Source organism: Actinomadura oligospora ATCC 43269 (genome assembly GCF_000518265.1).
GTDB classification, from domain to species: Bacteria; Actinomycetota; Actinomycetes; order Streptosporangiales; family Streptosporangiaceae; genus Spirillospora; species Spirillospora oligospora.
This window is the reverse complement of sequence record NZ_JADG01000020.1, coordinates 71,654-98,247: the sequence shown is the minus strand read 5'-3', so window position 1 is coordinate 98,247 and position 26,594 is coordinate 71,654. Positions and strand designations below refer to the sequence as shown.

The window sequence follows — 26,594 nt, the reverse complement described above, 5'->3', positions numbered from 1 at the left end:
TTTCCGGCCGTTCTCCAGCTTCTCCGAACTGTGCCGCGATCATCTGGTCGAACCGTGGCCGATCATCACGGTACCTAGCAGCATGTTCTCCCGCAACCCCCGGCTTACCGGCCGGTAGGGTGGATATCCGACAGAAACCCGGCAGGACTGGCCGGGGCCGGACATAAGCTTCTCCCGCGCTGCGAACCGGGTCCGAACAGGCGGATTATCCGGTGATGACGGGTGAGCGCCACCACATCACGGAGGGTGACGATGAACGCTGGGCTGCCGGTCCGCGACCGCCTGCTGCCGGTCGAGGCGCTGCCGGTGCTGGACGTCCCGTCCGCTGAGATCGCGCGCGCCCGCGAGCTGGCCGCGCGGCACGGCATGGTCCGTGACAGGGGCCTGGACATCGACGCGCCGGTGATCGCCCGGGTGGAGCGGTTCGCCGCGGAGCGCGACCGTCCGGCGGTGGCCGACGGACGCCGCCAGCTCAGCTACGCGGAGCTGGCCGTCGAGGCGCGGCGGTTCGCCACCCTGCTGGAGCGCGAGGGTGTAGAGCCGGGCACGGTCGTCGGCGTGGGCGGCGAGCGGCGCATCGAGGTGCTGGCCGCTTTCCTGGCGTTGGAGCTGGTGGGGGCCTTGTACGTGCCCGCCGACGGGAGCTGGCCGGCCGGGCGCGTCCGGGACGTCCTGGACCAGGCGGGCGCGGCGCTGCTGATCACCGTGGAGGACGAGGGCGAGGTGCCCGCCGCGCTGCGCGAGGGCGCGGAGGCCGCGGGCTGCCGCATCGTCCCGGCGAGCGGGGCGCGGGAGTGTGAGCCGTGGCGGGGGGAGGCGCGGCTGGAGTCGCTCGACCAGCCCCGGTACGTCTTGTTCACCTCGGGGTCCACGGGCAGGCCCAAGGGCGCGGTCGTGGAGCACCGGGGGATGGTCAACCACCTCTGGGCCAAGATCGTCGACCTGGGCATGACCGGGGACGACGTGCTCGCGATGACCTCGCCGCTGGGCTTCGACATCTCGGTCTGGCAGATGGTCTGCCCGCTGCTGCTGGGCGGCCGGGTCGAGATCGTCCCCGACGAGGTGGCGCACGACCAGGTCGCCTTCGCGCGCGCCGTGGACGACCGGGGCATCACGGTCGTGGAGCTGGTGCCGACCATGGTCCGGCACCTGCTGGACGACCTGCCCGACGCGCCCGCGGGCTCGCTCGGCGGGCTGCGCTGGATGATCGCGACCGGCGAGGAGCTGCCCGCCGAGTTGTCCCGGCGCTGGCTGGAGGCGATGCCGCACGCCGGGCTGCTCAACGCCTACGGGCCGACCGAGTGCTCCGACGACGTCACCCACCACTCCGTCACGGCCCCTGACCTGGAGCTTCTCCGCCTGCCGATCGGGTCGCCGATCGTGAACTCGCGGCTGTACGTGCTGCGCGGCACCGAGGACGGCGCGTGGGCGGCGTGCGACGTGGACGAGGTGGGGGAACTGTTCGTCGGCGGGATCTGCGTCGGGCGCGGCTACCTCGGCGACCCCGACCGCACCCGCGCCGCGTTCTTCCAGGACCCGTTCGAGAGCTCGCCCACCGGCCGCCTCTACCGGACCGGCGACGCCGTCCGGCTGCTGCCCGCCGGCGCGGGCGGCGAGGACCGGCCCGTCCTGCAGTACCTCGGCCGGGTCGACCGTCAGGTCAAGATCGCCGGGGTGCGGATGGAGCTGGGCGAGATCGAGGCGGTGCTGCAGCGGCATCCGGGGGTCGGCGCGGCGGCCGTCGTGGTCCACGAGTTCGGTCACGCCGAGTAGTCAGTTCGGGTCGTTTCGGTCGTGGGGCATTGTCACATCCTGCGCGTCCGTGTCCGCACGGCGAACGTTCAGGTGCCGAGATTTGTCACCTTCGTTAGTGATTTCAGAGGTCAAGTTCTACTTTCGGGGGGATTGCGGGGCATGTGACGGGCTGGTTAACTGAGCCCCTGCTACTCCTGAGTAGAGGTGCGGGTCGAGGGAACCTCGGCACCGGGCGAAAGCAGCGGCGCTCCCGTCCGACACGCGGCCGGGAACCCTCGGTGACGTGCGTGTTCCGCAACGGCCGGGCGCACGGCCGGGCGAGACCTTACGAAGGGCTCGGGGAAAGGGGATGAGCGCAACCCGACGGTTTTCGTGTTCATCGCTTTTCGCATTTCGCGTGGCTTCCCGGCATGGGCGTGGCGTCCGTGCCGCACCGGGAGCGCCGACCCCCTTCGACCGGGAAAGTTCCACTTGATGTCGCCCTCCGAGTCCGTCCCTCTTTCGGCCGCCCAGCAGAGTGTCTGGTACGCCCAGCAGCTCTACCCCGAGGTGCCGATCTGCATCGCGCAGTACATCGAGATCGAGGGGCCGCTCAGGCCGGAGCTGTTCGACCGCATCGCGACGCTCGCCAACCACGAGGTGCCGAGCCTGCAGATCCGGCTCGTCGAACGCGACGGGGTCCCGTTCCAGGAACTCGGCGCCGTCTCCGACGCGCACATCCCCACGCTCGACTTCTCGGCCGAACCCGACCCGCGCGCCGCCGCCGACGCCTGGATCCGCGCCGACATGGCCACCCCCATGGACCTGTACGGCGACCGGCTCTACACGATGCGGGTCCTGCGCCTCGGCCCCGAACTGCACCGCTGGTACCTGCGCGCGCACCACATCGCGGTGGACGGTTTCGCCGGGGCGATGGTCAACGCGGGCATGGCCGAGCTCTACACCCGGCTCGCCGAGGGCGGCGAGTACGAGCCGCAGGAGCGCGGCGACTTCCGGGCGCTGCTGGCCGAGGAGGCCGGGTACCGCGCGTCCGGCCGGTTCGCCAAGGACCGCGAGTACTGGACCGAGCGGTTCGCCGACCTCCCCGAGATCGTCACCTTCACCGCGCGGACCGTGCCGCCGACCATGGACTTCGTGCGCGCCACGACCACGCTGGCCGGTGAGGAGAGCGCCGGGCTGGCCGCCGCCGCGCGCCGCCTGCGCACCGCCACGCCCGGCATGGCGATCGCCGCGACCGCCGCCTACATGGCCCGCGTCACCGGCTCGGAGGAGGTCGTGCTCGGCCTCGCCGTCACCGGCCGCACCACCGAGCTGGCCCGGACGACCCCGACGATGATGTCCAACATCGTGCCGCTGCGGATCACCGTCGACCCGGACCTGACCATCGAGGCGCTGACCCGCGCGGTGTCCCGGGCGACCGCCCGCGCGCTGCGGCACCAGCGCTACCGCGTCGAGGACCTGCGCCGCGACCTCGGCCTGCTCGCCGACGGGCGGCGGCTGTACGGCGCGATCGTCAACATCATGCCGTTCGACTACAGCGCGGACTTCGGCGGCAGCCGCGCCACCGCGCACGCCCTCGCGCTCGGCCTCACCGAGGACCTCGCGTTCAACATCTACGACGGCCTGGACGGCCGCGGCACCCGCCTCGACCTGGACGGCCACCCCGCGCTGTACTCCCGCGAGGAGATCGCCGCGCACCACGAGCGGCACGTCCGGTTCCTGCGGACGCTGGCCGAGGCCGACCCCGCGACCAGGATCGGCGACCTGCCGCTGCTGTCGGACGAGGAGACCGCCGAGGTCCTGACCGGGTGGAACGGCGCCCGGTCCGGACGCCCCGCCGCGACCGTCACCGGGGTGTTCGCCGAGCGCGTCGCCGCGACGCCGGACGCGCCCGCGCTGGAGACCGCGGACGGCGCGCTCCGCCTCACCTACGCGGAGCTGGACGCCCGCGCCGACCGCCTCGCCCACCGCCTCGCCGCGCTTGGCGTCGGCCCCGAGACGCCGGTCGCGACGCTGCTGGAGCGGTCGCCCGACGTCGTCGTGTCGTCCCTGGCCGTCCTGAAGGCCGGGGGCCACTACGTGCCCGTCCACCACTCCTACCCGGCGGACCGGGTGGCGTGGCTGATGCGCGACGTCGGCGCGTCCGTGCTGGTCACCGACCGCGCGATGGTGGAGCGCAACCCCTGGCTCGCGGACGCGCCGCAGGGCGGGGTCACCCTCCTCGTCGTGGACGAACCGGGCACTGTGGGCGAACCGGATGCGGGCGCTGTGGACGCGCCGGGTGCGGAGCCCGCGCCGCCGGTCGCGTTCGCGGACGTCCATCCGGAGCAGCTCGCGTACGGGATCTTCACGTCCGGCTCCACCGGCCTGCCCAAGGGTGTCGGGATCAGCCACCGGGCCGTGGTCGACTTCGTCACCGACTCCCGCGTCCGGCTCGAGCCCGGCGACCGGATGCTGCTGCACTCGGCCCACGCGTTCGACGCGTCCACGCTGGAGCTGTGGCGTCCGCTGCTCGCGGGCGCGACCATCGTCGTCGCCCCGCCCGGCATGATCGACGCCGAGGTCCTGGAGCGGGTGATCGCGGACGCGGGCCTCACGCACGTCTTCGCGACGACGTCCCTGTTCAACCTGGTCGCGGCCGAGCGGCCGGCCGTGTTCGCGCCGCTGCGCGCGGTCGACTTCGGCGGCGAGGCCGCGTCGGCGTCGGCCGTCGCGCGCGTGCTCGCCGCCTGCCCGGACACCGCCGTCCTCAACGTCTATGGCCCGACCGAGGTCACGACCTACACGACCCTGTTCGCGGCACGCGGCGGGGTCGCGGCGGACGACCCGTCCGTCCCGATCGGCTCGGCGCTCGACGACACCCGCCTGTACGTGCTGGACGAGGCGCTGCGCCCTGTCCCGGTCGGCGTGCCCGGCGAGTTGTACGTGGCGGGCGCGGGCGTCGCGCGCGGTTACGTGAACCGGCCCGGACTGACTGCCGCCGCGTTCGTCGCCTGCCCGTTCGGGCCGCCCGGTGAGCGCATGTACCGCACGGGCGACCTCGTCCGGCTCCTTCCGGCCGAGGACGCGCGCGGCGGACTCCGCACGCTGGAGTACGTGGGCCGCGCCGACCAGCAGGTCAAGATCCGAGGGTTCCGGATCGAGCTGGGCGAGGTCGAGGCCGCGCTCTCGCGGCACCCGGACGTCGCGCACACCGCCGTCGTCGCCCGCGAGGACAAGCCCGGCGTCAGGCGCCTGGTCGGCTACGTCGTCGCCGCGCGGGACACCGCGCCCGACCCGGCCGGGCTGCGGCGGTTCCTCCTGGACACGCTGCCCGAGTACATGGTGCCGTCCGCCGTCCTGGTGGTGCCGACGCTGCCGCTCACCGGCAACGGCAAGCTCGATGTGCGGGCGCTGCCCGCGCCCGACCCGGCCACGGCCGACCGTCCGTTCCGCGCGCCGCGCACCGAGGCCGAGACCACGCTGGCCCGGCTGTTCGCCGAGGTCCTGGAGGTGGAGCGGGTCGGCCTGGACGACGGGTTCTTCGACCTCGGCGGCGACTCGATCATCGCGATGCGGCTGGTGTCGCGCGCCCGCGCCGCCGGGCTCGCGCTGTCCCCGCGCGAGGTGTTCCAGCGGCCGACCGTGAGCGAGCTGGCCGCCGTCGCGACCGTCGCGGACACGGCCGCCGCCGAGCTCGCCGACCCGGTCGGCGACGTCCCGGCGACGCCGATCGTGCACTGGCTGCGGGAACGCGGCGGCCCGGTCTCCGGGTTCCACCAGAGCGTCCTGCTGCGGACACCGCCCCGGCTGGGCGCGGACGCGCTCGCGCGGGCGCTCGGCGTCCTGCTCGCCGAGCACGACGCGCTGCGGATGACGCTCGCCACCGACGGTTCCCTGGCGATCCCCGCCGAGGCGCCGGACGCCGCCGCGCTCGTCCGCCGCGTGGACGTCGGGGGCCGCGACGCCGACGAGGCCGCCGCCGCCGAGCTGACCGCCGCCCGCGACCGGCTCGACCCGGCGTCCGGCGTGAACGTGCAGCTCGTCTGGCTGGACGCCGGGGACGCCCCGGGCCGACTCCTCGTCGTCGTCCACCACCTGGTCGTGGACGGCGTGTCCTGGCGCGTCCTGCTGCCCGACCTCGTCACCGCCTGGGCCGGGGCCGACCTCGAACCCGCCGGGACGCCGTTCCGCGACTGGGCCCTCCGCCTCCCCGCCGAGGCCGCCGCCCGCACCGGCGAGCTGCCGCTGTGGCGCGAGATCCTCCGCGGCCCGGACGTCCCGCTCGGCGCCCGGCCGCTCGACCCCGCCCGCGACACGCACGGAGCCGCGCGCTCCCTCACCGTCGAGCTGGACGCGGCGACCACGCGCGCCGTCCTGACGACCGTGCCCGCCGCGATCCACGGGCGTCCGACCGACGTGCTGCTCACCGGCCTCGCCCGCGCCGTCGCCGCCTGGCGCGGCGACGCCAGCCCCGTCCTGGTCGACATCGAGGGGCACGGCCGCGAGGACCTGTTCCCCGGCGTCGACCTGTCCCGGACGGTCGGCTGGTTCACCAGCAAGCACCCGGTGCGGCTCGACGCGTCCGCCGACCTGCGCGAGACCAAGGAGCGGCTGCGCGCGATCCCGGACAACGGCATCGGCTTCGGCCTGCTCCGCCACCTCGACGCGGACGCGGGCGCGGAGCTCGCCGCGCTGCCCGTCCCGGAGATCGTCTTCAACTACCTCGGCCGGATGGAGACCGGCGACGGCGACTGGAGCGTGTCGGCGGTGTCCGGCGGCGCGGACGACGCGATGCCGCTCGGCCACGCCCTGGCGATCGACGCGATCGTCCCGGCCGCGTTCGGCGAGATGTCGGTCACCTGGACCTGGGCGGACGGTGTGCTGAGCGAGGCGGACGTGCGCGAACTCGCGTCCGCCTGGTTCACCGCGCTCCGCGACCTCGCCGCCGCCGGGGACGCCGGTCACAGCCCGTCCGACTTCCCGCTCGTCGCCCTGGACCGCGCCGACGTCACCGACCTCGACCGGACGTTCCCCGACCTCACCGACGTCTGGCCGCTCGCGCCGCTCCAGCAGGGCCTGTACTTCCACGCGCTGCTCGACGCGTCCGCGACCGACGTCTACACCGGTCAGCTCGTCCTGGACTTCGACGGCGACCTGGACGTCGCGCTCCTGCGGGACGCCGCGTTCGAGCTTCCCGCACGGCACCCGTCGCTGCGCACGGCGTTCACCCAGACCGTGGCGGGCGACCCGGTCCAGGCCGTCCTCGGCGCGCCGCCGTGCGACGAGCTGTGGCGCGAGGTCCACGCGGACGAGGACGCGCTGCCCGCGCTCATGGAGGCCGAGCGGACCCGCCGGTTCGACCTCACCCGGCCGCCGTTCCTGCGGTTCACGCTGGTCACGCTGGGGGAGCGCCGGTACCGGCTGCTGCTGACCTTCCACCACATCGTCCTGGACGGCTGGTCGATGCCGTCCCTCGCGGCCGAGCTGCTCGCCCTCTACAACGGCCAGCTTCCGCCGCGCGCGCCCGACTACAAGGACTACCTCGGCTGGCTCACCCGGCAGGACCGCGCCGACGCCGACGCCGCCTGGAGCAGGGCCCTCGCCGACCTGCCTGGCGGGACGCTCGTCGCGCCCGGAACGCCGGACGCCCCTCCCGGCCTCCCGGAGAAGGTCCGCGTCCCGCTCGGCGCCGAACTCTCCGACTCGGTGACCGCGACCGCGCGCCGCCTCGGGGTCACCGCCAACACCGTCGTCCAGGGCGCCTGGGGCCTGCTGCTCGCCCGCCTTCTCGGACGCGACGACGTGGTCTTCGGCGCGACCGTGTCGGGCCGTCCGATGGACGTGTGCGGCGTCGACCGGATGGTCGGGCTGTTCATCAACACGCTGCCCGTCCGCGTCCGGCTGGACGCCGCCGAACCCGCCGCCGCGCTGCTCGCGCGTTTGCAGGGCGAGCAGGCCGAGCTGATCCCGTTCCACCACCACGGGCTCGGCGACCTGCACCGGCTCGCCGGGGTGCCCGCGCTCTTCGACACGATGACGGTGTTCGAGAACTACCCGCTCGACGCGTCGCTGCTCGGGGCCGAGATCGGCGCGGGGACGCGGCTCGCGGGCGCCGACCTGCTCGACTCCACGCACTACCCGCTGACGCTCGACGCCGTCCCGGGCGCCGAGCTGCAGCTCAGGCTCGGCTACCGGACGGACGTGTTCGACCGTTCCGTGGCCGACCGGCTCGTGGCGCAGCTCGTCGGGATCGTCCGGGCGCTGACGGAGACGCCGGACGCCCTGGTCGGGACGCTCGACCTGTCCGGCGACGACGCGGACGCGCTGCGCGAGGCGTTCGCGACGCTCGCCGCGCAGGATCCGTCCGCGACGCTCGCCGCGGCGGCCCGCTCGGCGGTCGCGCCCGTCAGGAAGCTCGTCGCGTACGTCGTCCCCGCGCCCGGCGCGACCCTCGACCCGGAGGAGCTGCGCGCGCACGTCCGCGAGCACCTGCCCGAGCCGATGGTCCCGGCCGCCGTCGTGATCATGGACGAGCTGCCGCTCACCCCGAACGGCAAGGTCGACACCAAGGCGCTGCCCAAGCCGGTGCTGACCGTCCCGCTGCGCGAGTACCGCGCGCCGCGCGACGGCCGCGAGACCGCCGTCGCGGCGATCTTCGCCGAGCTGCTCGGCGTGGACCGCGCCGGGATCGACGACGACTTCTTCGACCTCGGCGGCGACTCGCTGATCGCGATGCGCGTCGTCAGCCGGGTCCGGCGGACCCTGGACGTCGAGCTGCCCGTGCGGGCGCTGTTCGAGGCCCCGACCGTCGCCGCGCTCGCCGCCCGGATCGCCGCCCTGACGGGTGTCGAGGCCGCGCGGCCCGCGCAGCCCGCGCTGGTCCGGCGCGAGCGGCCCGCGGCCGTGCCCCTCTCCTACGGGCAGCAGCGGTTGTGGTTCCTCAACCGGTTCGAGGGGCCGTCCTCGACGTACAAGATGCCGCTCGCGCTGCGGATCCGCGGGGCGCTGGACGAGTCCGCGCTGCGCGCCGCGCTCTCCGACGTCGTCGCCCGCCACGAGTCGCTCCGGACCGTCCTGCCGGACGTCGACGGTGTTCCTCACCAGCACGTTCTGCCGCTGGAGGTCGCGACGCCCGAGCTGTCGGTCGTGGAGACGAGCGAGGCCGAGCTGCCGATGCGGCTGGCGATGGCCGCCGGGTACCTGTTCGACATCACCGCCGAGCCGCCGCTGCGGACGTCCCTGTTCCGGCTGTCCGCTGACGAGCACGTCGTGCTGCTGCTGATGCACCATGTCGCCTGTGACGGCTGGTCGCTCGCTCCACTGGCGCGTGACCTGCTGGCCGCCTATGCGGCGCGGGTCTCCGGGGACGCGCCGCAGTGGGCTCCGCTGCCGGTGCAGTATGCGGACTACACGCTTTGGCAGCGTTCGCTTCTCGGTTCCGAGGATGACGCGTCGTCGCTGGTGGCTTCGCAGATCGCGTTCTGGAAGGGGGCTCTGGACGGTCTTCCGGAGGAGCTGGCGCTTCCGGCCGATCGTCCGCGTCCGGTGGAAGCGTCCTACCGGGGCGGGATGACCCGCTTCACGCTGCCGCCCGCCACGCACGAGGCCCTGCTCGCGGTCGCCCGCGAGACCGGCGCGAGCCCCTTCATGGTCACCCAGGCCGCGTTCGCCGCGCTGCTCACCCGCCTCGGCGCCGGGACGGACGTCCCGATCGGCTCCCCGATCGCGGGCCGCACCGACGAGGCCCTGGACGACCTGGTCGGCATGTTCGTGAACATCCTGGTCTTCCGGACCGACACGTCCAGGAACCCGACGTTCCGCGAGCTGATCGCGCGCGTGCGGGAGACCGACCTCGCGGCGTACGCGCACCAGGACGTCCCGTTCGAACGGCTCGTGGAGGTGCTGAACCCGCCGCGCCACCTGGGCCGCCACCCTCTGTTCCAGGTCGGCCTCACCTTCCAGAACAACCCTGAGGCGCGGCTCGAACTGCCCGGTTTCACCGCCGAGCCCGAGACGCTGAACGCCGGAGTCGCCCGGTTCGACCTGCTCATGGTCCTGACCGAGAGGACCGGCGCGGACGGCTCCCCGGCCGGGCTGGACGGGGAGCTGGAGTTCGCCCTCGACCTGTTCGACCCGGCGACCGCCGCCGGCATCGCCGCCCGCTTCGAACGCTTCCTCACCGCGCTGCTCACGTCGCCGGACGCCCGCGTCGGCGAGGTCGAGGTACTCGACCCGGCCGAGCGCGCCACGATCCTGGACGACTGGGCGGGCGGTTCGTCGCCGGTCGCCGAGCGGGCGACGATTCCGGCGTTGTTCGAGGCGCAGGTCGCGGCTCGTCCTTCTGCGGTGGCGGTGTCGTTCGAGGGGCGTTCGTGGACGTATGCCGAAGTGAACGCGGCGGCGAACCGGCTTGCCCGGCACCTCGTCGCGCAGGGCGTCAGGCCGGAGCAGAACGTCGCGCTGTCACTTCCGCGTTCGGCCGAGATGGTGATCGCTGTCCTGGCCGTCCTGAAAGCGGGCGCGGCGTACGTCCCGATCGATCCGGACTATCCGGCCGACCGCATCGCCTACATGATCGAGGACTCCGCGCCCGTCCTCACGCTGACCAGCATCGATGTCGAAGGCGACTACTCGTCGGAGAATCTCGAAGGCGTCGAGATCTCGCCGGACCATCCGGCGTACGTGATCTACACGTCCGGGTCGACGGGACGGCCGAAGGGCGTCGTCGTCCCGCATCAGAACGTCGTGCGTTTGCTGCGTTCCACTGAGCCCTGGTTCTCCTTCGGTCCGGACGACGTGTGGACGTTGTTCCACTCTTATGCGTTCGACTTCTCGGTGTGGGAGCTGTGGGGGCCGCTGCTGAACGGCGGTCGTCTCGTCGTTGTTCCGTATCTGACCTCGCGGTCGCCGGACGAGTTCTTGAAGCTGTTGGCGGCGGAGCAGGTCACGGTGCTGAATCAGACGCCGTCGGCGTTCTATCAGCTCATGGCTGCCGACCGGGAGAATCCGGGCTCGGATCTGGCACTCCGGTATGTCGTGTTCGGCGGCGAAGCGCTCGAACTCGGGCGTCTGGACGACTGGTACAGCGGTCACGCTGAGGATGCGCCGACGCTGGTCAACATGTACGGGATCACCGAGACCACCGTTCATGTCTCCTATGTCGCGCTCGACCGGACCTATGCGGCGACCGCGCCTGGCAGCGTGATCGGTGTCGGCATCCCTGACCTGCGCATATATGTGCTGGACGAGCGGCTTCAGCCCGTTCCGGCGGGTGTGGTCGGTGAGCTGTACGTCGCGGGTGACGGCCTGGCGCGCGGATACCTGAACCGGCCGGGCCTGACGGCTGAGCGGTTCGTGGCCGACCCGTTCGGCGGCGAGCCCGGCGCGCGCATGTACCGGACGGGCGACCTCGGCCGTTGGCTGAGCGATGGCCGCCTCGAGTACCTGGGTCGTTTCGACCAGCAGGTTCAGTTGCGCGGGTTCCGGATCGAGTTGGGCGAGGTCGAGTCCGCACTCGTCCGGCACGAGACGGTCGCGGATGCGGCGGTCGTTCTGCGGGACGAGAAGCTGATCGCCTACGCCGTCCCGTCCACGCTAGGCACCGAGCTTGATGCTTCTGACCTGCGGCGTTTCGTCAATGCGACACTCCCGGACTACATGGTCCCGGCGACCGTCGTCGCTCTCGACGCCCTCCCGCTGACCGTCAACGGCAAGCTCGACCGCAAGGCACTGCCGAACCCCGACTTCCAGGCCAAGGCCGATTCCCGCGTCGCCCGGACGCCCGAGGAGGAGACCTTGGCCGGGCTGTACGCCGAGGTTCTCGGCCTCCAGCACGTCGGGATCGATGACGGGTTCTTCGATCTCGGCGGCGACTCGATCATCGCCATCCAGCTCGTCTCCCGCGCCCGCCAGCAAGGGCTCGTCATCTCCCCCCGCGACGTCTTCCAGCACCAGACCGTCGCGGAGCTGGCGGCCGTCGCGCAACCGGTCGGCGAGGACGAGCGCGTCGAGATCGAGGAGCCCGGTACGGGAACCGGGCCGGTCCCGGTGACGCCGGTCGTCGGGTGGCTGCGCGAGCGCGTCGGCGGCGACGCCGCGCTGATCTCCGGATTCCACCAGGCCACGCTGCTGATCACCCCGCCCGGCCTCGCGCTCGGCGGCCTCACCGAGGCGTTCCAGAAGGTCCTGGACCACCACGACATGCTGCGCCTCACGCTCGACGTGGACGGCGACCAGTGGCGGCCGGTCGTCCGGGACGCCGGAAGCGTGAAGGCGGACGGCCTGGTGACCCGCGTGGACGTCGCGGGCCTGGACGCCGACAAGCTCCGGCAGGTCGTCGCCGACCAGGTGGCCGCAGCTCGCACCGCCCTCGACCCCACGCGCGGCGAGGTCGCGCGGATCGTCTGGCTGGACGCGGGCGAGGAGCGCGGACGGCTCCTGGTCGTCCTGCACCACCTGGTCGTGGACGGCGTGTCCTGGCGCATCGTCCTGCCCGACCTGGTCGCGGCCTGGGCCGGAGCCGACCTCGAACCCGTCCCCACCTCCTTCCGGCGCTGGGCGCAGAAGCTGACCGGCGCGGCGTCCGACACGGCCGTCACCGGCGACCTGGACGACTGGCTCGACATCGTCGACGGCCCCAGGCAGGACCTCGCCGACCGTCCGCTCGACCCGCGCGTTGACATCGCCGCACGGGCCGCCTCGGTCCGGCTGACGCTGCCCGCGGAGGTGACGAAGTCGCTGCTCAGCGACGTTCCCGCCGCCTACCACGGCCGCGTGAACGACGTCCTGCTGACCGGGCTCGCGCTGGCCGTCACGCACTGGCGCAAGGGACGTGGCGGACGCACGACCGGCGGCGTCCTCGTCGACCTCGAAGGGCACGGCCGCGAGGACGTCGTGCCCGGCGTCGACCTGTCCCGGACGGCGGGCTGGTTCACCGCGATCCACCCCGTCCGGCTCGACCCGGGCACGACCGACTGGGCCGAGGTCGAGAGCGGCGGGCCGGTCGTCGGGACGGCGTTGAAGAAGGTGAAGGAGCAGCTCCGCGCGGTCCCCGGCGGCGGCGGACTCGGATACGGCCTGCTGCGTCACTGCGGTGACGGGGACGCCGCCGCCGAACTCGCCGAGATCCCGGCCGCGCAGATCGCGTTCAACTACCTGGGCCGCGTCGGCGCGGGAGGCGACGGCGACTGGGAGATCGCGCCCGAGGAGCTGCCCGCCGGGGAGGACCCGCGCATGCCGATGGCGCACGTCCTGGAGGTCAACGCCGTGACCCGCGACCTGCCGTCCGGGCCGGAGCTGACCGCCGTCTGGTCGTTCCCGGACGGCCTGCTCGCCGAGGACGACGTCCGCGACCTCGCCACGGCCTGGTTCGCGGCGCTGCGCGGCCTGGTCGCGCACGCGGCGTCGGGCGAGGCGGGCGGGTTCACCACGTCCGACCTGCTGGTGGACCTGGACCAGAACGAGATCGACAAGCTGCAGGACGCGTGGAGGAACAGGTAGTGAACCGGGGGGACCTCGAGGACATCCTGCCGCTGTCGCCGCTGCAGCAGGGGTTCTTCTTCCACGCCGTCTTCGACGACGCCGCGGCCGACGTGTACACGGCGCAGCTCGTCCTGGACCTGGACGGACCGCTCGACGCGGCCGTGCTGCGCCGGTCCGCCGAGGCGCTGCTGCGCCGCCACGCGAACCTGCGCGCCGCGTTCTGGCACGAGGACCTGTCCAAGCCCGTCCAGGTCGTCCCGCGCTCGGTCGACCTGCCGTGGGAGGACATCGACGCGGCCGACGACGCCGAGGCGGACGCGGTCGTCGCCCGCGAGCGGTCGCGGCCGTTCACGCTGACCGAGCCGCCCCTGCTGCGGTTCGTCCTGGTGCGGCGCGGACCGGAGCGGCACCGGCTGATCCTGACGAACCACCACATCCTGCTGGACGGCTGGTCCACGCCCGTCCTCGCGACCGAGCTGTTCCTGCTGTACCTGCAGGGCGGTGACGACAGCGGCCTGCCACGCGTCACCCCGTACAAGAACTACCTCGCCTGGCTCGCGAAACAGGACCGCGGCGCCGCCGAGGTCGCCTGGCAGAAGGCGCTGTCCGGCCTGGACGAGCCGTGCCTGGTCGCGTCGGAGGCCGCCGGGCTCCGGCCCGTCCCGCCCGGCCGCGTGGTCACCGAGCTGGAGGAACGCTTCACGCGGAGGCTGACGCGGGTCGCGCGCCGCCACAACGCCACGCTCAACACCGTCCTTCAGGCCGCGTGGGGGATCGTCCTCGGGCGGATGCTCGGCCGCGACGACGTGGCGTTCGGCGCGACCGTCTCGGGGCGTCCGGCGGACCTGCCGGGCGTCGAGCAGATGATCGGCCTGTTCATCAACACGCTGCCGGTCCGCGTCCGGTTCCGCCAGGACGAGCCGTTCGGCGCGCTCGTCGAGCGGCTCCAGGAGGAGCAGACCGAGCTGCTCCCGCACCACCACCTCGGCCTCACCGACATCCAGCGGGCGGCCGGGCACGGCGGCGCGTTCTTCGACACCATGACGGTGCTGGAGAACTACCCGTTCGACCCGGCGAGCATGGACGGCTCGCTGAACGGCGTCCGGATCACCGGCGCGGACGCCTACGACGCGACGCACTTCCCCCTCTCGCTGGTCGCCGCGCCCGGCCCCGACCGCATGGAGCTGCGCCTGAACCACCGTCCCGACGTGTACACGCGGGACGTCGCGGAGGCGCTGCTCGGACGGGTCCGGCGCGTCCTGGAGCGGTTCGCGGACGACCCGGACCGCCCGATCGGCGCGCTCGCCCCCGCCAGGGACGACGAGCTGGCCCGCTTCGCCGCCTGGAACGACACGTCCGTGACGCCGCGCCCGGGCACGGTCATCGACCTCTTCGAGGCGCGGGCCGCCCGCACCCCGGACGCGGTCGCGCTGGTCAGCGGCGACACGACCCTCACCTACGCGGAGCTGAACGGCCGCGCGAACCGCCTCGCGCACGAGCTGATCGCCCGTGGCGTCGGCCCGGAGGACCGCGTCGCGCTCGTCCTGCCCCGGACGCCCGAGATCGTCGTCGCGATCCTCGGCGTCCTGAAGGCGGGCGCGGCCTACGTCCCGGTCGATCCCGAATACCCGGACGACCGCATCGCGTCCATGCTGGAGGACGCGAACCCGGCCCTCTCCCTCACGCCCGCGCACGAGGCGTTCGCCGCGGACCGGCCCGCGACGGACCCCGCCCGGACGGTGTCGCCGGAGAACTCGGCGTACGTGATCTACACGTCCGGCTCGACGGGACGTCCCAAGGGCGTCGTCGTCCCGTACGCGGGCCTGCTGAACTACTACGACGCGCACCGCGTCCGGTTCTTCGAGCCCGTGGAGGCCGAGGCGGGCGCAGGTCGGCGGCTGCGGTTCGCGCACCTCGCGTCGTTCTCGTTCGACACCTCGTGGATGGGCCTGCTGTGGATGATCCACGGCCACGAGCTGCACCTGATCGGCGACGGCGTCCGGCGCGACGTGGAGGCGTTCGCGGCTTACATCGCGTCCCGCCGGATCGACCTGGTCAACACCACCCCGTCCCATTTCCAGTCGCTCCGCGAGGCCGGGCTGCTCTCCGCGGGCGGGCACCGGCCGACGCAGCTGCTCATCGGCGGCGAGGCGATCGGCGACGCGCTCTGGGACGACCTGCGCGCGCTCGACGGCGTGACCGTCCGGAACTTCTACGGCCCGACCGAGGCGACGATCGACACCATGAGCGTCGTCGTCGCGGACGCCGCCCGGCCGACCGTCGGCGGCCCGCACCCCGGCGCCCGCGCCCACGTGCTCGACTCGGCGCTCCAGCCCGCCCCGGTCGGTGTCCCCGGCGAGCTGTACCTGGCGGGCGTCCAGGTCGCGCGCGGATACCTGAACCGGCCGGGCCTGACGGCCGGACGGTTCGTGGCCGACCCCTTCGCAGGCGAGCCGGGCGCGCGCATGTACCGGACGGGCGACCTCGCGCGATGGACCCCGGACGGCACGATCGAGTTCCTCGGCCGCGCCGACGACCAGGTGAAGATCCGCGGCTTCCGCGTGGAGCTCGGCGAGATCGAGAACGTCCTGTCCCGGTTCGACGGAGTCGGGCAGGCCGTCGTGACCGTCCGCGAGGACGCCTCGGGGGACAAGCGCCTCGCCGCGTACGTCGTGCCCGCGACCGTGGACGCCGCCGCGCTCCGCCGCCACGCCGCCGCGCACCTGCCGGACCACATGATCCCGTCCCTGACCGTCCTGCCCGCGCTGCCGCTGACCGTCAACGGCAAGGTCGACAAGCGCGCCCTGCCCGAGCCCGACGCCTCGGCCCCGGGCGCCGGACGCGCGCCGCGCTCCCCGCAGGAGGAGATCCTGTGCGGGCTGTTCGCCGAGGTCCTCGGCGTCGCGCGGATCGGCGTGGACGACGGGTTCTTCGAACTCGGCGGCGACTCGCTCACCGCGACGCGCCTGGTCAGCCGGATCCGGACGGCGCTCGGCGTGGAACTGCCCGTCCGGGCGCTGTTCGAGGCCCCGACCGTCGCCGGGCTGTCGGCGCGGCTCGCCTCGGCCGCCGGAACCTCCCGTCCGGCGCTGGTCCCCGCCGAGCGTCCGGACGTGCTTCCGCTGTCGTACGCGCAGCAGCGGCTCTGGTTCCTCAACCGGTTCGACGGGCCGTCCGCGACGTTCAACATGCCGGTCGCGCTGCGGTTGAACGGCCCGCTCGACGCGTCCGCGCTCGAAGCGGCGCTGGCCGACGTCGTGACCCGCCACGAGGCGCTGCGGACGATCTTCCCCGACGTCGCGGGCACGCCCCGCCAGCTGGTCCTGGACCCGTCGGCCGCCCGTCCCCGGCTGCCGGTCACCGAGACCGCCGCGGACGCCCTGCCGCTCGCCCTGGCATCCGTCGTCGGCCAGGGCTTCGACCTGTCGGCCGAGCCGCCGCTGCGCGCGGCCCTGTTCCGGCTGTCCGCCGACGAGCACGTGGTTCTGCTGGTCATGCACCACATCGCGGGTGACGGCTGGTCGATGGCCCCGCTCGCGCGCGACGTCCTGACCGCGTACGTGGCGCGGGTCGCCGGGGACGCGCCGACGTGGGCTCCGCTGCCGGTGCAGTACGCGGACTACACGCTTTGGCAGCGTTCGCTCCTCGGCTCCGAGGACGACGCGTCGTCGGTGGCCGCCTCGCAGATCGCTTTCTGGAAGGAGGCCCTGGAGGGCCTGCCGGAGGAGCTGGTGCTTCCGGCGGACCGTCCGCGTCCGGCGGAGGCGTCCTACCGGGGCGGCACGTTCACGTTCGAGCTGGACACGGGCCTGCACGGCGCGCTCCTCGGCCTGGCCCGCGAGTCGGGCGCGAGCCTGTTCATGGTCATGCAGGCCGCGTTCGCCGCGCTGCTCACCCGTCTCGGCGCCGGGACGGACGTCCCGATCGGCTCCCCGATCGCGGGCCGCACGGACGAAGCCCTGGACGATCTCGTCGGCATGTTCGTCAACATGCTCGTGCTGCGCACCGACACGTCCGGCGACCCGTCCTTCCGTGAGCTCATCGCGCGCGTGCGGGAGACCGACCTCGCGGCGTACGCGCACCAGGATGTCCCGTTCGAGCGCTTGGTCGACGTGCTGAACCCGGCGCGTTCCATGGCCCGGCACCCGCTGTTCCAGGTCGCGCTGTCCTTCCAGAACAACCCCGAGGCGACCCTCGAACTCGACGGCCTCACCGGCGGCCCGGTGGACCTCCCACTCGGCACCGCCAAGTACGACCTGTCGCTCTACCTGCAGGAACTCGCCGACGACGCTGGATCCCCGGCCGGGATCGCGGCCGGGCTGGAGTACGCGCTCGACCTGTTCGACCCCGACACGGCAGCTGGACTCGCCGCCCGCTTCGAGCGCTTCCTGCGTGAGGTCGTGGACGCCCCGGACGAGCCGATCTCCACCGCCGAGATCCTCGACCGCTCCGAGCGCCGCACCCTGCTGCGCACGTGGGCGGGCGGTTCGTCGCCGGTCGCTGAGCGGGCGACGATTCCGGCGTTGTTCGAGGCGCGGGTGGCGGCTTGTCCTTCTGCGGTGGCGGTGTCGTTCGAGGGGCGTTCGTGGACGTATGCGGAGGTCAATGCGGCGGCGAACCGCCTCGCCCGGCACCTGGCCGCGCAGGGCGCGGGCCCGGAGACCTTCGTCGCGCTGAAGCTGCCCCGATCGGCCGACCTGGTCATCGGCGTCCTCGCCGTCCTGAAGACGGGCGCCGCCTACGTCCCGATCGATCCGGACTATCCGGCCGACCGCATCGCCCACATGGTCTCGGACGCCGCGCCGATCCTGACCGTGACCAGCATCGATGTCGAAGGCGACCACTCGCCGGAGAACCTCGAAGGCGTCGAGATCTCGCCGGACAACCCGGCGTACGTGATCTACACCTCCGGGTCGACGGGACGGCCGAAGGGCGTGGTCGTTCCGCATCAGAACGTCGTACGTTTGCTGCGCTCGACCGAGGAATGGTTCTCCTTCGGTCCGGACGATGTGTGGACGTTGTTCCACTCCTATGCGTTCGACTTCTCGGTGTGGGAACTGTGGGGGCCACTGCTGAACGGCGGTCGTCTCGTTGTGGTCCCGTATCTGACTTCGCGTTCGCCGGAGGAGTTCCTGAGGCTGCTCGCGGCGGAGCAGGTCACCGTCCTGAACCAGACGCCGTCGGCGTTCTACCAGCTCATGGCGGCTGACCGGGAGAATCCGGGCACGGATCTGGCACTCCGGTATGTCGTGTTCGGTGGCGAAGCGCTCGAACTCGGACGTCTGGACGACTGGTACGGCCGTCACGCCGACGACGCTCCGACGCTGGTCAACATGTACGGGATCACCGAGACGACCGTCCACGTCTCGTACATGGCGCTCGACCGCGTCCACGCCGCCAACGCTCCCGGCAGCATCATCGGTGTCGGCATCCCTGACCTCCGCATATACGTCCTGGACGAGCGGCTTCAGCCCGTTCCGGCGGGTGTGGTCGGTGAGCTGTACGTCGCGGGTGACGGCCTCGCGCGCGGCTATCTCAACCGGCCGGGCCTCACCGCCGAACGGTTCGTGGCCGAACCGTTCTCGGGCAAGCCGGGCGCGCGCATGTACCGCACCGGGGACCTCGGCCGCTGGTGCAAGGACGGCGCGCTCGAATACCTCGGCCGCGCCGATCAGCAGGTTCAGCTGCGCGGGTTCCGCATCGAGTTGGGCGAGGTCGAGTCCGCACTCGTCCGTCACGAGACCGTGGCGGATGCGGCGGTTGTCCTGCGGGACGAGAAGCTGATCGCCTACGCCGTCCCGTCCACGCCCGCCACCGACCTTGACGCCTCTGACCTGCGGCGTTTCGTCAATGCGACACTTCCGGACTACATGGTCCCGGCGACCGTCGTCGCCCTCGACGCCCTCCCGCTGACCGTCAACGGCAAGCTCGACCGCAAGGCGCTCCCCGCACCCGACTTCCAGGCCAAGCCCGGCTCCCGCGTTCCCCGGACGCTCGCCGAAGAGACCCTGGCGGGGCTGTTCGCGGAGGTTCTCGGCCTGGAGAAGGTCGGGATCGACGACGGGTTCTTCGACCTCGGCGGCGATTCGATCATCGCCATCCAGCTCGTCTCCCGCGCCCGCCAGCAGGGCCTGGTCATCTCCCCTCGCGATGTCTTCCAGCACCAGACCGTCGAAGGGCTGGCCGCCGTCGCGCAACCGGTCGGGGAAGGCGAGCAGGCCGAGGCCGAGGCGCCCGGCGCGGCGCTCGGGCCCGTCCCGCCGACGCCGATCATGCGCTGGTTCGGCGGGCTGCACGGCCCGACCGGCGACTACAGCCAGCGGATGCTCCTCGTCACCCCGCCCGGCCTCGGCGTCGACCGCCTGACGGCCGCGCTCCGGCGCGTCCTGGACCACCACGACATGCTCCGCCTCCGCGTCACGGCGGGCGGTCACTTCGAGGTGCCCGAGCCCGGTGTGCCGGACGCGTCGCAGCTCGTCCGCCGCGTGGACGTCCAAGGGCTGGACGTCGCCGCGCTCAGGGAGATCCTGCGCGAGGAGTCGCTGAACGCCCGCCGCAGGCTGGCACCCGAAGACGGCGTCATGGTTCAGGCGGTCTGGCTCGACGCCGGTCCCGACCGGCGCGGACGCCTTCTCGTCACGGCCCATCACCTGGTGGTGGACGGTGTGTCCTGGCGCATCGTCCTGCCCGACCTGGTCGCGGCCTGGGCCGGAGCCGACCTGGAACCCGTCCCGACTTCCTTCCGGCGCTGGGCGCAGAAGCTCGTCGCCGAGGCCGCGGACCCCGGGCGCGCCGCCGAGGCGTCCTTCTGGCGGGAGATCGAGGAAACGCCGGACCCGGCGCTGGCGGCCCGCGCGCTCGATCCGGCCGTCGACACCTTCGGCACGGCCCGGCACCTCACCGTCGAGCTGCCCGCCGACGTGACCGGGCCGCTGCTCACCGACGTTCCGGCCGCGTTCCACGCCCGAGCGAACGACGTGCTGCTCACCGCGCTCGCCGTCGCCGTCGCGGGCTGGCGCGGCGACCCGCGTACGGCCGTCCTCATCGACCTCGAAGGGCACGGCCGTGAGGAGGTCGTGCCGGGCGTCGACCTGTCCCGGACGGTCGGCTGGTTCACCTCGATCTTCCCCGTCGCGCTCGACGCGGGCGAGGCGGGCGTCGCGGGCCACGCGGGCCAAGCGGGCCACGTCGCCCGGAGCGAGGTCGAGAGCGGCGGCGAGGCTGCGGGAACCGCGCTGAAGAAGGTCAAGGAACAGCTGCGCCGCGTCCCCGACAACGGCATCGGCCACGGTCTGCTCGCCGCTCCGGGTGAAGGCCGCCGGACGCCGCAGATCGCCTTCAACTACCTCGGGCGCGTCGCCGCGGCCGAGGACGGCGACGCCGACTGGTCGCCCGCGGGCGCCGGCGACGACGCCGCGCTCGCCGGGGGCCAGGACGACGCGCTCGGTCTCGTCCACGCGATCGAGGTCAACGCGCACACCCGCGGCCTGCCGTCCGGGCCGGTCCTGTCCGCGACCTGGACGTACGCGGGCGGCCTGTTCGAGGAGGACCGCGTCCGCGCGCTGGCCGACCGCTGGACCGCCGCGCTGCGCGGCCTGGTGATCCACGTGACCGAGGGCGCGGGCGGCGGGTTCACCCCGTCCGACCTGTCCCTGATCGAGATCGACCAGGACGAGATCGACGAGCTGGCCGCCGAATTCGACGACTTCTCCGACTTGGAGCTCGATTGACCGCCGTCCCCGGGGCCGCCCCGAAGAAGCCGTCGCAGCTCCAGGACGTCTGGCCGCTGTCGCCGCTGCAGCAGGGCCTGTTCTTCCACGCCCGCTACGCCGACGCGTCCGCCGACGTCTACACCGCGCAGGCCGTGGTCGAGCTGCGCGGCGCGCTCGACACGGGCGCGCTGAAGGCCGCCGCCGCGACGCTGCTGCGGCGGCACGCGAACCTGCGGGCGGCGTTCCGGCAGCGCAAGGAGGGCACGCCGGTCCAGGTGATCGTCCGCGAGGTGCGGACGCCGTGGGAGGAGATCGACCTCACCGCGCACCCGGACGCCGAGACCGAGGCCGACCGCCTCGCGGGCCGCGAGCGCGCGCGGCCGTTCGACCTGGCCAAGCCGCCGCTGCTCCGGTTCGTCCTGCTCAGGCTGGCGGACGACCGCCATCGGCTGATCTTCACCAACCACCACATCCTGCTGGACGGCTGGTCCACCCCGATCCTGCAGACCGAGCTGTTCGCGCTGTACCTGACCAAGGGCGACGACAGCGGCCTGCCGCGCGTCACCCCGTACAAGAACCACCTCGCGTGGCTCGCGAAACAGGACCGCGAGGCCGCCGAGGCCGCCTGGCGCGACGCGCTGGCCGGGATCGAGGAGCCGACGTTCGTCGCGCCGGGCGCTCCCGAGCCGCCCGAGGGCGCCGAGCCCGGCCGTGTCCGCCGCGAACTCGACCCGGAGCTGACGCGGGCGCTCGCGGGCCGGGCCCGCGCGCACAACGTCACGCTCAACACCGTCCTGCAACTGGCGTGGGGCGTCCTGCTCGGACGGCTCACCGGACGCGGCGACGTGACGTTCGGCGCGGCGGTGTCGGGCCGTCCGGCGGACCTGCCGGGCGTCGAGCAGATGATCGGCCTGTTCATCAACACGCTGCCCGTCCGCGTGACGGCGAGCCCGCAGGACACGATCGCGCAAGCGCTGACGGACCTCCAGGGCCGCCAGGCCGACCTGCTGCCGCACCACCACCTCGGACTGGCCGACATCCAGCGGCTGTCCGGGATCGGCACGCTCTTCGACACGATGACCGTCCTGGAGAACTACCCGTTCGACCCGGAGGCCGCCGGAGCCGAGCTCGGCGGGCTGACCCTGCACGGCGTCGGCGGCTACGACGCGTCGCACTACCCCCTCGCGCTCGCCGCCGTCCCGGGCGAGCGGCTGTCGCTGCGGCTCGACCACCGCCTCGACCTGTTCAGCGCCGACCAGGCCGAACGGATCATGGACCGGCTGGAACGCGTCCTCCGCGCCGTCGCGCACGAGCCGGACGTCCCGCTGGGCCGCATCGACGTGCTGTCCGACGACGAGCGCAGGCAGCTCCTCGAAGGCTGGCAGGGGGAGCCGGTCGGACGCGTCCCCGAGACGATCATCGCGCGCTTCGCGGCCCTCGCCGAGGCCGATCCTGACAGGGAGGCCCTGCGCACGCCCGACGGCGGCATCACCTATGGCGAGCTGAACCGGCGCGCCAACCAGCTCGCCCATCTCCTGCGCGCGCGTGGCGTCGAGCGCGAGACACGCGTGGCGATGCTCCTCGAACGGTCGGCGGACGTCGTCGTCGCGACCCTCGGCATCCTCAAGGCGGGCGGCGCGTACGCGCCGATCCACCACAGCTACCCGGCGGACCGCATCACGTGGGCGGTCGCCGAGGTCGGCGCGCCCGTCCTCCTGGTCGACCAGGCCATGCTGCACCGCGTCACGGACCTGGACATCGACGCCGAGCTCATCGTCATCGACCGGTCCGCCGACCTCGCCGCGAGCCCGGACACCGATCCCGGCGTCGCCGTCCACCCCGAGCAACTCGCCTACGTGATGTTCACATCCGGCTCGACCGGGCAGCCCAAGGGCGCGATGCTCACCCACCAGAACGTCGTGGACCTCGCCACCGACCCCGCGATGCGGAGCGGCGCGCACGACCGCGTGCTCGTCCACTCGCCGCACGCGTTCGACGCGTCCACCTACGAGCTGTGGGTGCCGCTGCTCGCGGGCGGCACGTCTGTGGTCGCCCCGCCCGGACGCGTCGACGCCGCCGAGATCGAACGCCTGGTCAAGGACTGCGACGTCACCGGCCTCTTCATCACGACGGCCCTTTTCAACCTGGTCGCGGAGGAGCGGCCCGAGGCGTTCGCCGGGCTGCGCGAGGTGCTGACCGGCGGCGAGTCCGGCTCGGTCGCCGCCATGCGGAAGGTCCTCGCCGCCTGCCCGGACACCGCCCTCGGCCACGTCTACGGACCGACCGAGAGCACCACCTACGCCACCCACGCCGACATGCGGACGGCACTCGCGAACCCGGACGAGACCACGCCTGTTCTGGGCCGTCCGATGGGCGGCATGCGGCTGTACGTGCTGGACGAGGCGTTGCGTCCGGTACCATCCGGCGTGACCGGCGAGGCGTACATCGCCGGTTCCGGCACCGGACGGGGTTACCTGCACCGGCCCGCCCTGACCGCCGAGCGCTGGGTCGCCGACCCGTTCGGCCCGCCCAGCGCCCGCATGTACCGCACCGGCGACCTGATGCGCCGCCGCGAGGACGGCGTCCTCGAGTACGTCGACCGCGCCGACTTCCAGGTGAAGATCCGCGGCTTCCGGATCGAGCTGGGCGAGATCGAGGCCGCCCTGACCGGACTGGACGGCGTCGCGCACGCCGCCGTTCTCGTTCACCGGGACGGCGACGTGAAGCGCCTGGTCGCCTACGTCGTCCCGTCCGCCGGGACGCCCGTCGACGCGCCCGCCCTGCGCGCCGCGGTCGCCCGGCGGCTGCCCGACCACATGGTGCCGTCCGCGATCGTCGCGCTCGACGCCCTGCCCCTCGGGCCGACCGGCAAGCTCGACCGCCGCGCCCTGCCCGTCCCGGACCTCGCCGGGGCCGCCGCCGGACGCGCCCCCGAGACCGCCGACGAGAAGACCCTCTGCGCGGTGTTCGCCGACGTCCTCGGTCTGGACGAGGTCGGCGCGGACGTGTCGTTCTTCGACCTCGGCGGCGACAGCGTCACCGCGCTCCGGCTGGTCGGCCGGGCCAGGCAGGCGGGCGTCGAGCTGACCCCGCGCGACGTGTTCACCCACCAGACCGTGGAGAAGATCGTCCGGCGCGCGTCCGCCGACGCCGACATCGGTCTGGAGCCCCTCCTTCCGATCAGGCCGATCGGCGGGACCGCGACGAAGCCGCCGCTGTTCTTCGTCCACCCGGCGGGCGGCCTGGCCTGGGGTTACCTGCAGTTCCAGGCGCACCTGCCCGCCGACCAGCCGGTCTACGGACTCCAGTCGCGGGTGTTCACCGGCGCGGAACCGGCCGCCGACGTCGCCTCGCTGGCCGCCGACTACGTCGAGCTGATCCGGACCGTCCGGCCGCACGGCCCGTACCACCTCGCGGGCTGGTCGCTCGGCGGCCTCATCGCCTACGAGATGGCCTGCCTGCTCCAGGCCCAGGGCGAGGAGATCGGGATGCTCGCGCTGATCGACTCCTATTACGGCCAGGATCTGGGCTCGGCCGAGCGCGACGTCCTGCCCGAGGTGCTCGGCGCGATCGGCATGGACCCCGAGGCGGTCGCCCCGGGCGGCGAGCCCGACGTCCCGAAGATCATGGAGCTGCTCGCCGCGCGCGCCGACGTCCTGTCCACCCTGGGCGAGGACGACCTGGTCCGGGTCTTCCACGCCTACCAGGCGGGCATCCGCCAGGCCGAGACCTACGAGCCCGGCGCCTACCGCGGCGACCTGCTGTACTTCACCGCGCTCCGGGACCGTCCGGCGGACGCGCCCGCGCCCGCCGAGCACTGGGGCGCGGTCATGACCGGACGCGTCGCCGAGCACCCCGTGGACGCCGGGCACCACGCCCTGATGGAGCCCGGCCCGGTCGCCGTGATGGGGCCGGTCCTGGCCAGCGAGCTGGACAAACAACACGCTAATCTGACAAATCCCCAGGCCGGAAGGATCGCCCGATGACCAACCCGTTCGACGACCCCGAGGGCACGTTCCTCGTCCTGCGCAACGACGAGGGGCAGTACTCGCTCTGGCCGTCGTTCGCCGAGGTCCCGGCAGGCTGGACGATCGCCAAGGCCGCCGACGGCCGCGCCGCGTGCGTCGAGTTCATCGAGACGAACTGGACCGACATGCGGCCGAACGGCCTGGTGGAGGCCATGGGTGGCTGATCCGGGGCCCGGTCCTGTCGAGATCCCGGCGGTCACCGAGTGGACGATGGAGATGCGCGACCCGGACGCGCTCCGTCCCGCCCCGCTCCCGTCCGTCGAGATGACCTTCACCCTCGCGCGGGTGCCGTCCCCGGACGTCAACCGCGCGCTGTACGCGGCGGTCGGCGCGCGCGTCTGCTGGACCGACAGGTTCGGCTGGACGCACGCCGACTGGACGCGCTGGGTGGACCGCCCCGAGCTGTCCACCTGGATCGTCATGGCCGAGGGCACCGTCGCCGGGTACTTCGAGATCGAGGCGCAGCCCGGCGGCGACACCGAGATCCACCTCGTCGGCCTCACCCCGGCGTTCGTCGGCCGCCGCTACGGCGGCTACCTCGTCGAGCAGTGCACGCGCCGCGCCTGGCAGCGCGGGCGTCTCTGGGCCGGGCACGCCGGTCCCGCCACCCGCGTCTGGCTGCGCACCAGCTCGCTCGACCACCCCAACGCGATCGGCAACTACCGCAGCCGAGGCTTCACCGTCGCCGCCGAGTCCGTCGAGTCCAAGACCGTCCCCGATCCGCGCCTCGCCCCCTGGCCCCTGCCGAACGACCCCCGTGTGGCCCGCCCCGTCCCCGAGGAAGTCGAGGAGTTCGTGCCATGACCTGGTTCCGATGCACGGTCGCGCGTCCGTGGGCGCCGCTGCGCATGTTCTGCTTTCCGCACGCGGGCGGGTCGGCGGTGTTCTACCGCGACTGGGCCGAGGCCGTCGGGCCCGCGATCGAGGTGCACGCCGTCCAGTACCCCGGACGCTCCGACCGGATCGGGGAGGCGCTGATCCCGGACGCGCGGCGGCTCGCGCGGCTCGTCGCCGGGGCCATCGCCCAGCACGCGGACCGTCCGGCGATCCTCTTCGGGCACAGCATGGGGTCGGTGGTCGCCTACGAGACGGCGCGGCTCATGCGGGAGCGCGGGATGCGGATCGCGCACTTCTTCGCGTCCGGGGCGCGCGCTCCGCACGACTGGGGCGAGCGGCGCCGCATCTCCGCGATGGACGACGACGCCGTGGTGGCCGAGCTCGTCGCGCTCGGCGGCACCGACGTCGCCGCGATGCAGGACCCTGAGCTGCGCGAACTCGTCCTGCCGTACGTCCGCAACGACTTCGCGGTCGTCGAGTCGTACCGGCCGGACGACGGGCCCCGGCTGGACGTCCCGGTCACCGCGATCGTCGGCGACAAGGACAAGGACGTGTCCGTGGAGCAGGCGGCGCAGTGGCGCGGGTCCACGTCCGGGGACTTCGCGCTGAAGGTGCTGCCCGGCGGCCACTTCTACCTCCAGGAGCAGCGCGACGCGGTGGTCCGCGAGCTGCTGAGCCGCCTCGAGGTCCCCACGTCCGGTCACTGACCTGGCCGGCAGCCCGGGCCGCTGAACTAGGAGCCCCCGGCCGGACGGTCGGAACCGTCCGGCCGGGGAACCCCGACCGGGGACACGGATCG

General features: G+C 73.2%; 7 protein-coding genes. All 7 read left to right on the top strand.

The window, feature by feature from the left end; genetic code table 11:
• Positions 1-252 precede the first annotated feature (252 nt).
• The 7 genes from P696_RS0128125 to P696_RS0128095 all read left to right on the top strand — a co-directional run bounded on the left by P696_RS0128125 (position 253) and on the right by P696_RS0128095 (position 26,502).
• Positions 253-1,773, top strand: coding sequence for an amino acid adenylation domain-containing protein (locus P696_RS0128125; RefSeq protein ID WP_026414932.1), 1,521 nt, complete (start codon positions 253-255; stop codon positions 1,771-1,773).
• A 456-nt stretch (positions 1,774-2,229) separates the two neighbouring features.
• Positions 2,230-13,236: a non-ribosomal peptide synthetase gene (locus P696_RS0128120; RefSeq protein WP_026414931.1), complete on the top strand. Its 11,007-nt coding sequence runs from the start codon at positions 2,230-2,232 to the stop codon at positions 13,234-13,236.
• Positions 13,236-20,948: a non-ribosomal peptide synthetase gene (locus P696_RS0128115; protein WP_026414930.1), complete on the top strand. Its 7,713-nt coding sequence runs from the start codon at positions 13,236-13,238 to the stop codon at positions 20,946-20,948. Before P696_RS0128120 ends, P696_RS0128115 begins: the two co-directional genes overlap by 1 nt.
• Entirely contained in the window at positions 20,945-24,916 is a 3,972-nt protein-coding gene (locus P696_RS48680) for a non-ribosomal peptide synthetase (RefSeq protein ID WP_051468275.1), read from the top strand. The genes P696_RS0128115 and P696_RS48680 overlap by 4 nt, the downstream gene beginning before the upstream one ends.
• Positions 24,913-25,122, top strand: a complete 210-nt coding sequence (locus P696_RS0128105; protein WP_026414929.1) for an MbtH family protein — start codon at positions 24,913-24,915, stop codon at positions 25,120-25,122. Before P696_RS48680 ends, P696_RS0128105 begins: the two co-directional genes overlap by 4 nt.
• A complete protein-coding gene (locus tag P696_RS0128100; protein WP_051468274.1) occupies positions 25,115-25,762 on the top strand; it encodes a GNAT family N-acetyltransferase in 648 nt (215 codons plus the stop codon). The genes P696_RS0128105 and P696_RS0128100 overlap by 8 nt, the downstream gene beginning before the upstream one ends.
• Entirely contained in the window at positions 25,759-26,502 is a 744-nt protein-coding gene (locus tag P696_RS0128095; RefSeq protein ID WP_026414927.1) for a thioesterase II family protein, read from the top strand. Before P696_RS0128100 ends, P696_RS0128095 begins: the two co-directional genes overlap by 4 nt.
• Positions 26,503-26,594 lie beyond the last annotated feature (92 nt).

What these genes read in the sequence shown, in the direction of transcription:
- P696_RS0128125 (WP_026414932.1), top strand. Translation starts at nt 253, where the DNA reads ATGAACGCTGGGCTGCCGGTCCGCGACCGCCTGCTGCCGGTCGAGGCG.
- P696_RS0128120 (WP_026414931.1), top strand. Translation starts at nt 2,230, where the DNA reads ATGTCGCCCTCCGAGTCCGTCCCTCTTTCGGCCGCCCAGCAGAGTGTC.
- P696_RS0128105 (WP_026414929.1), top strand. Translation starts at nt 24,913, where the DNA reads ATGACCAACCCGTTCGACGACCCCGAGGGCACGTTCCTCGTCCTGCGC.
- P696_RS0128095 (WP_026414927.1), top strand. Translation starts at nt 25,759, where the DNA reads ATGACCTGGTTCCGATGCACGGTCGCGCGTCCGTGGGCGCCGCTGCGC.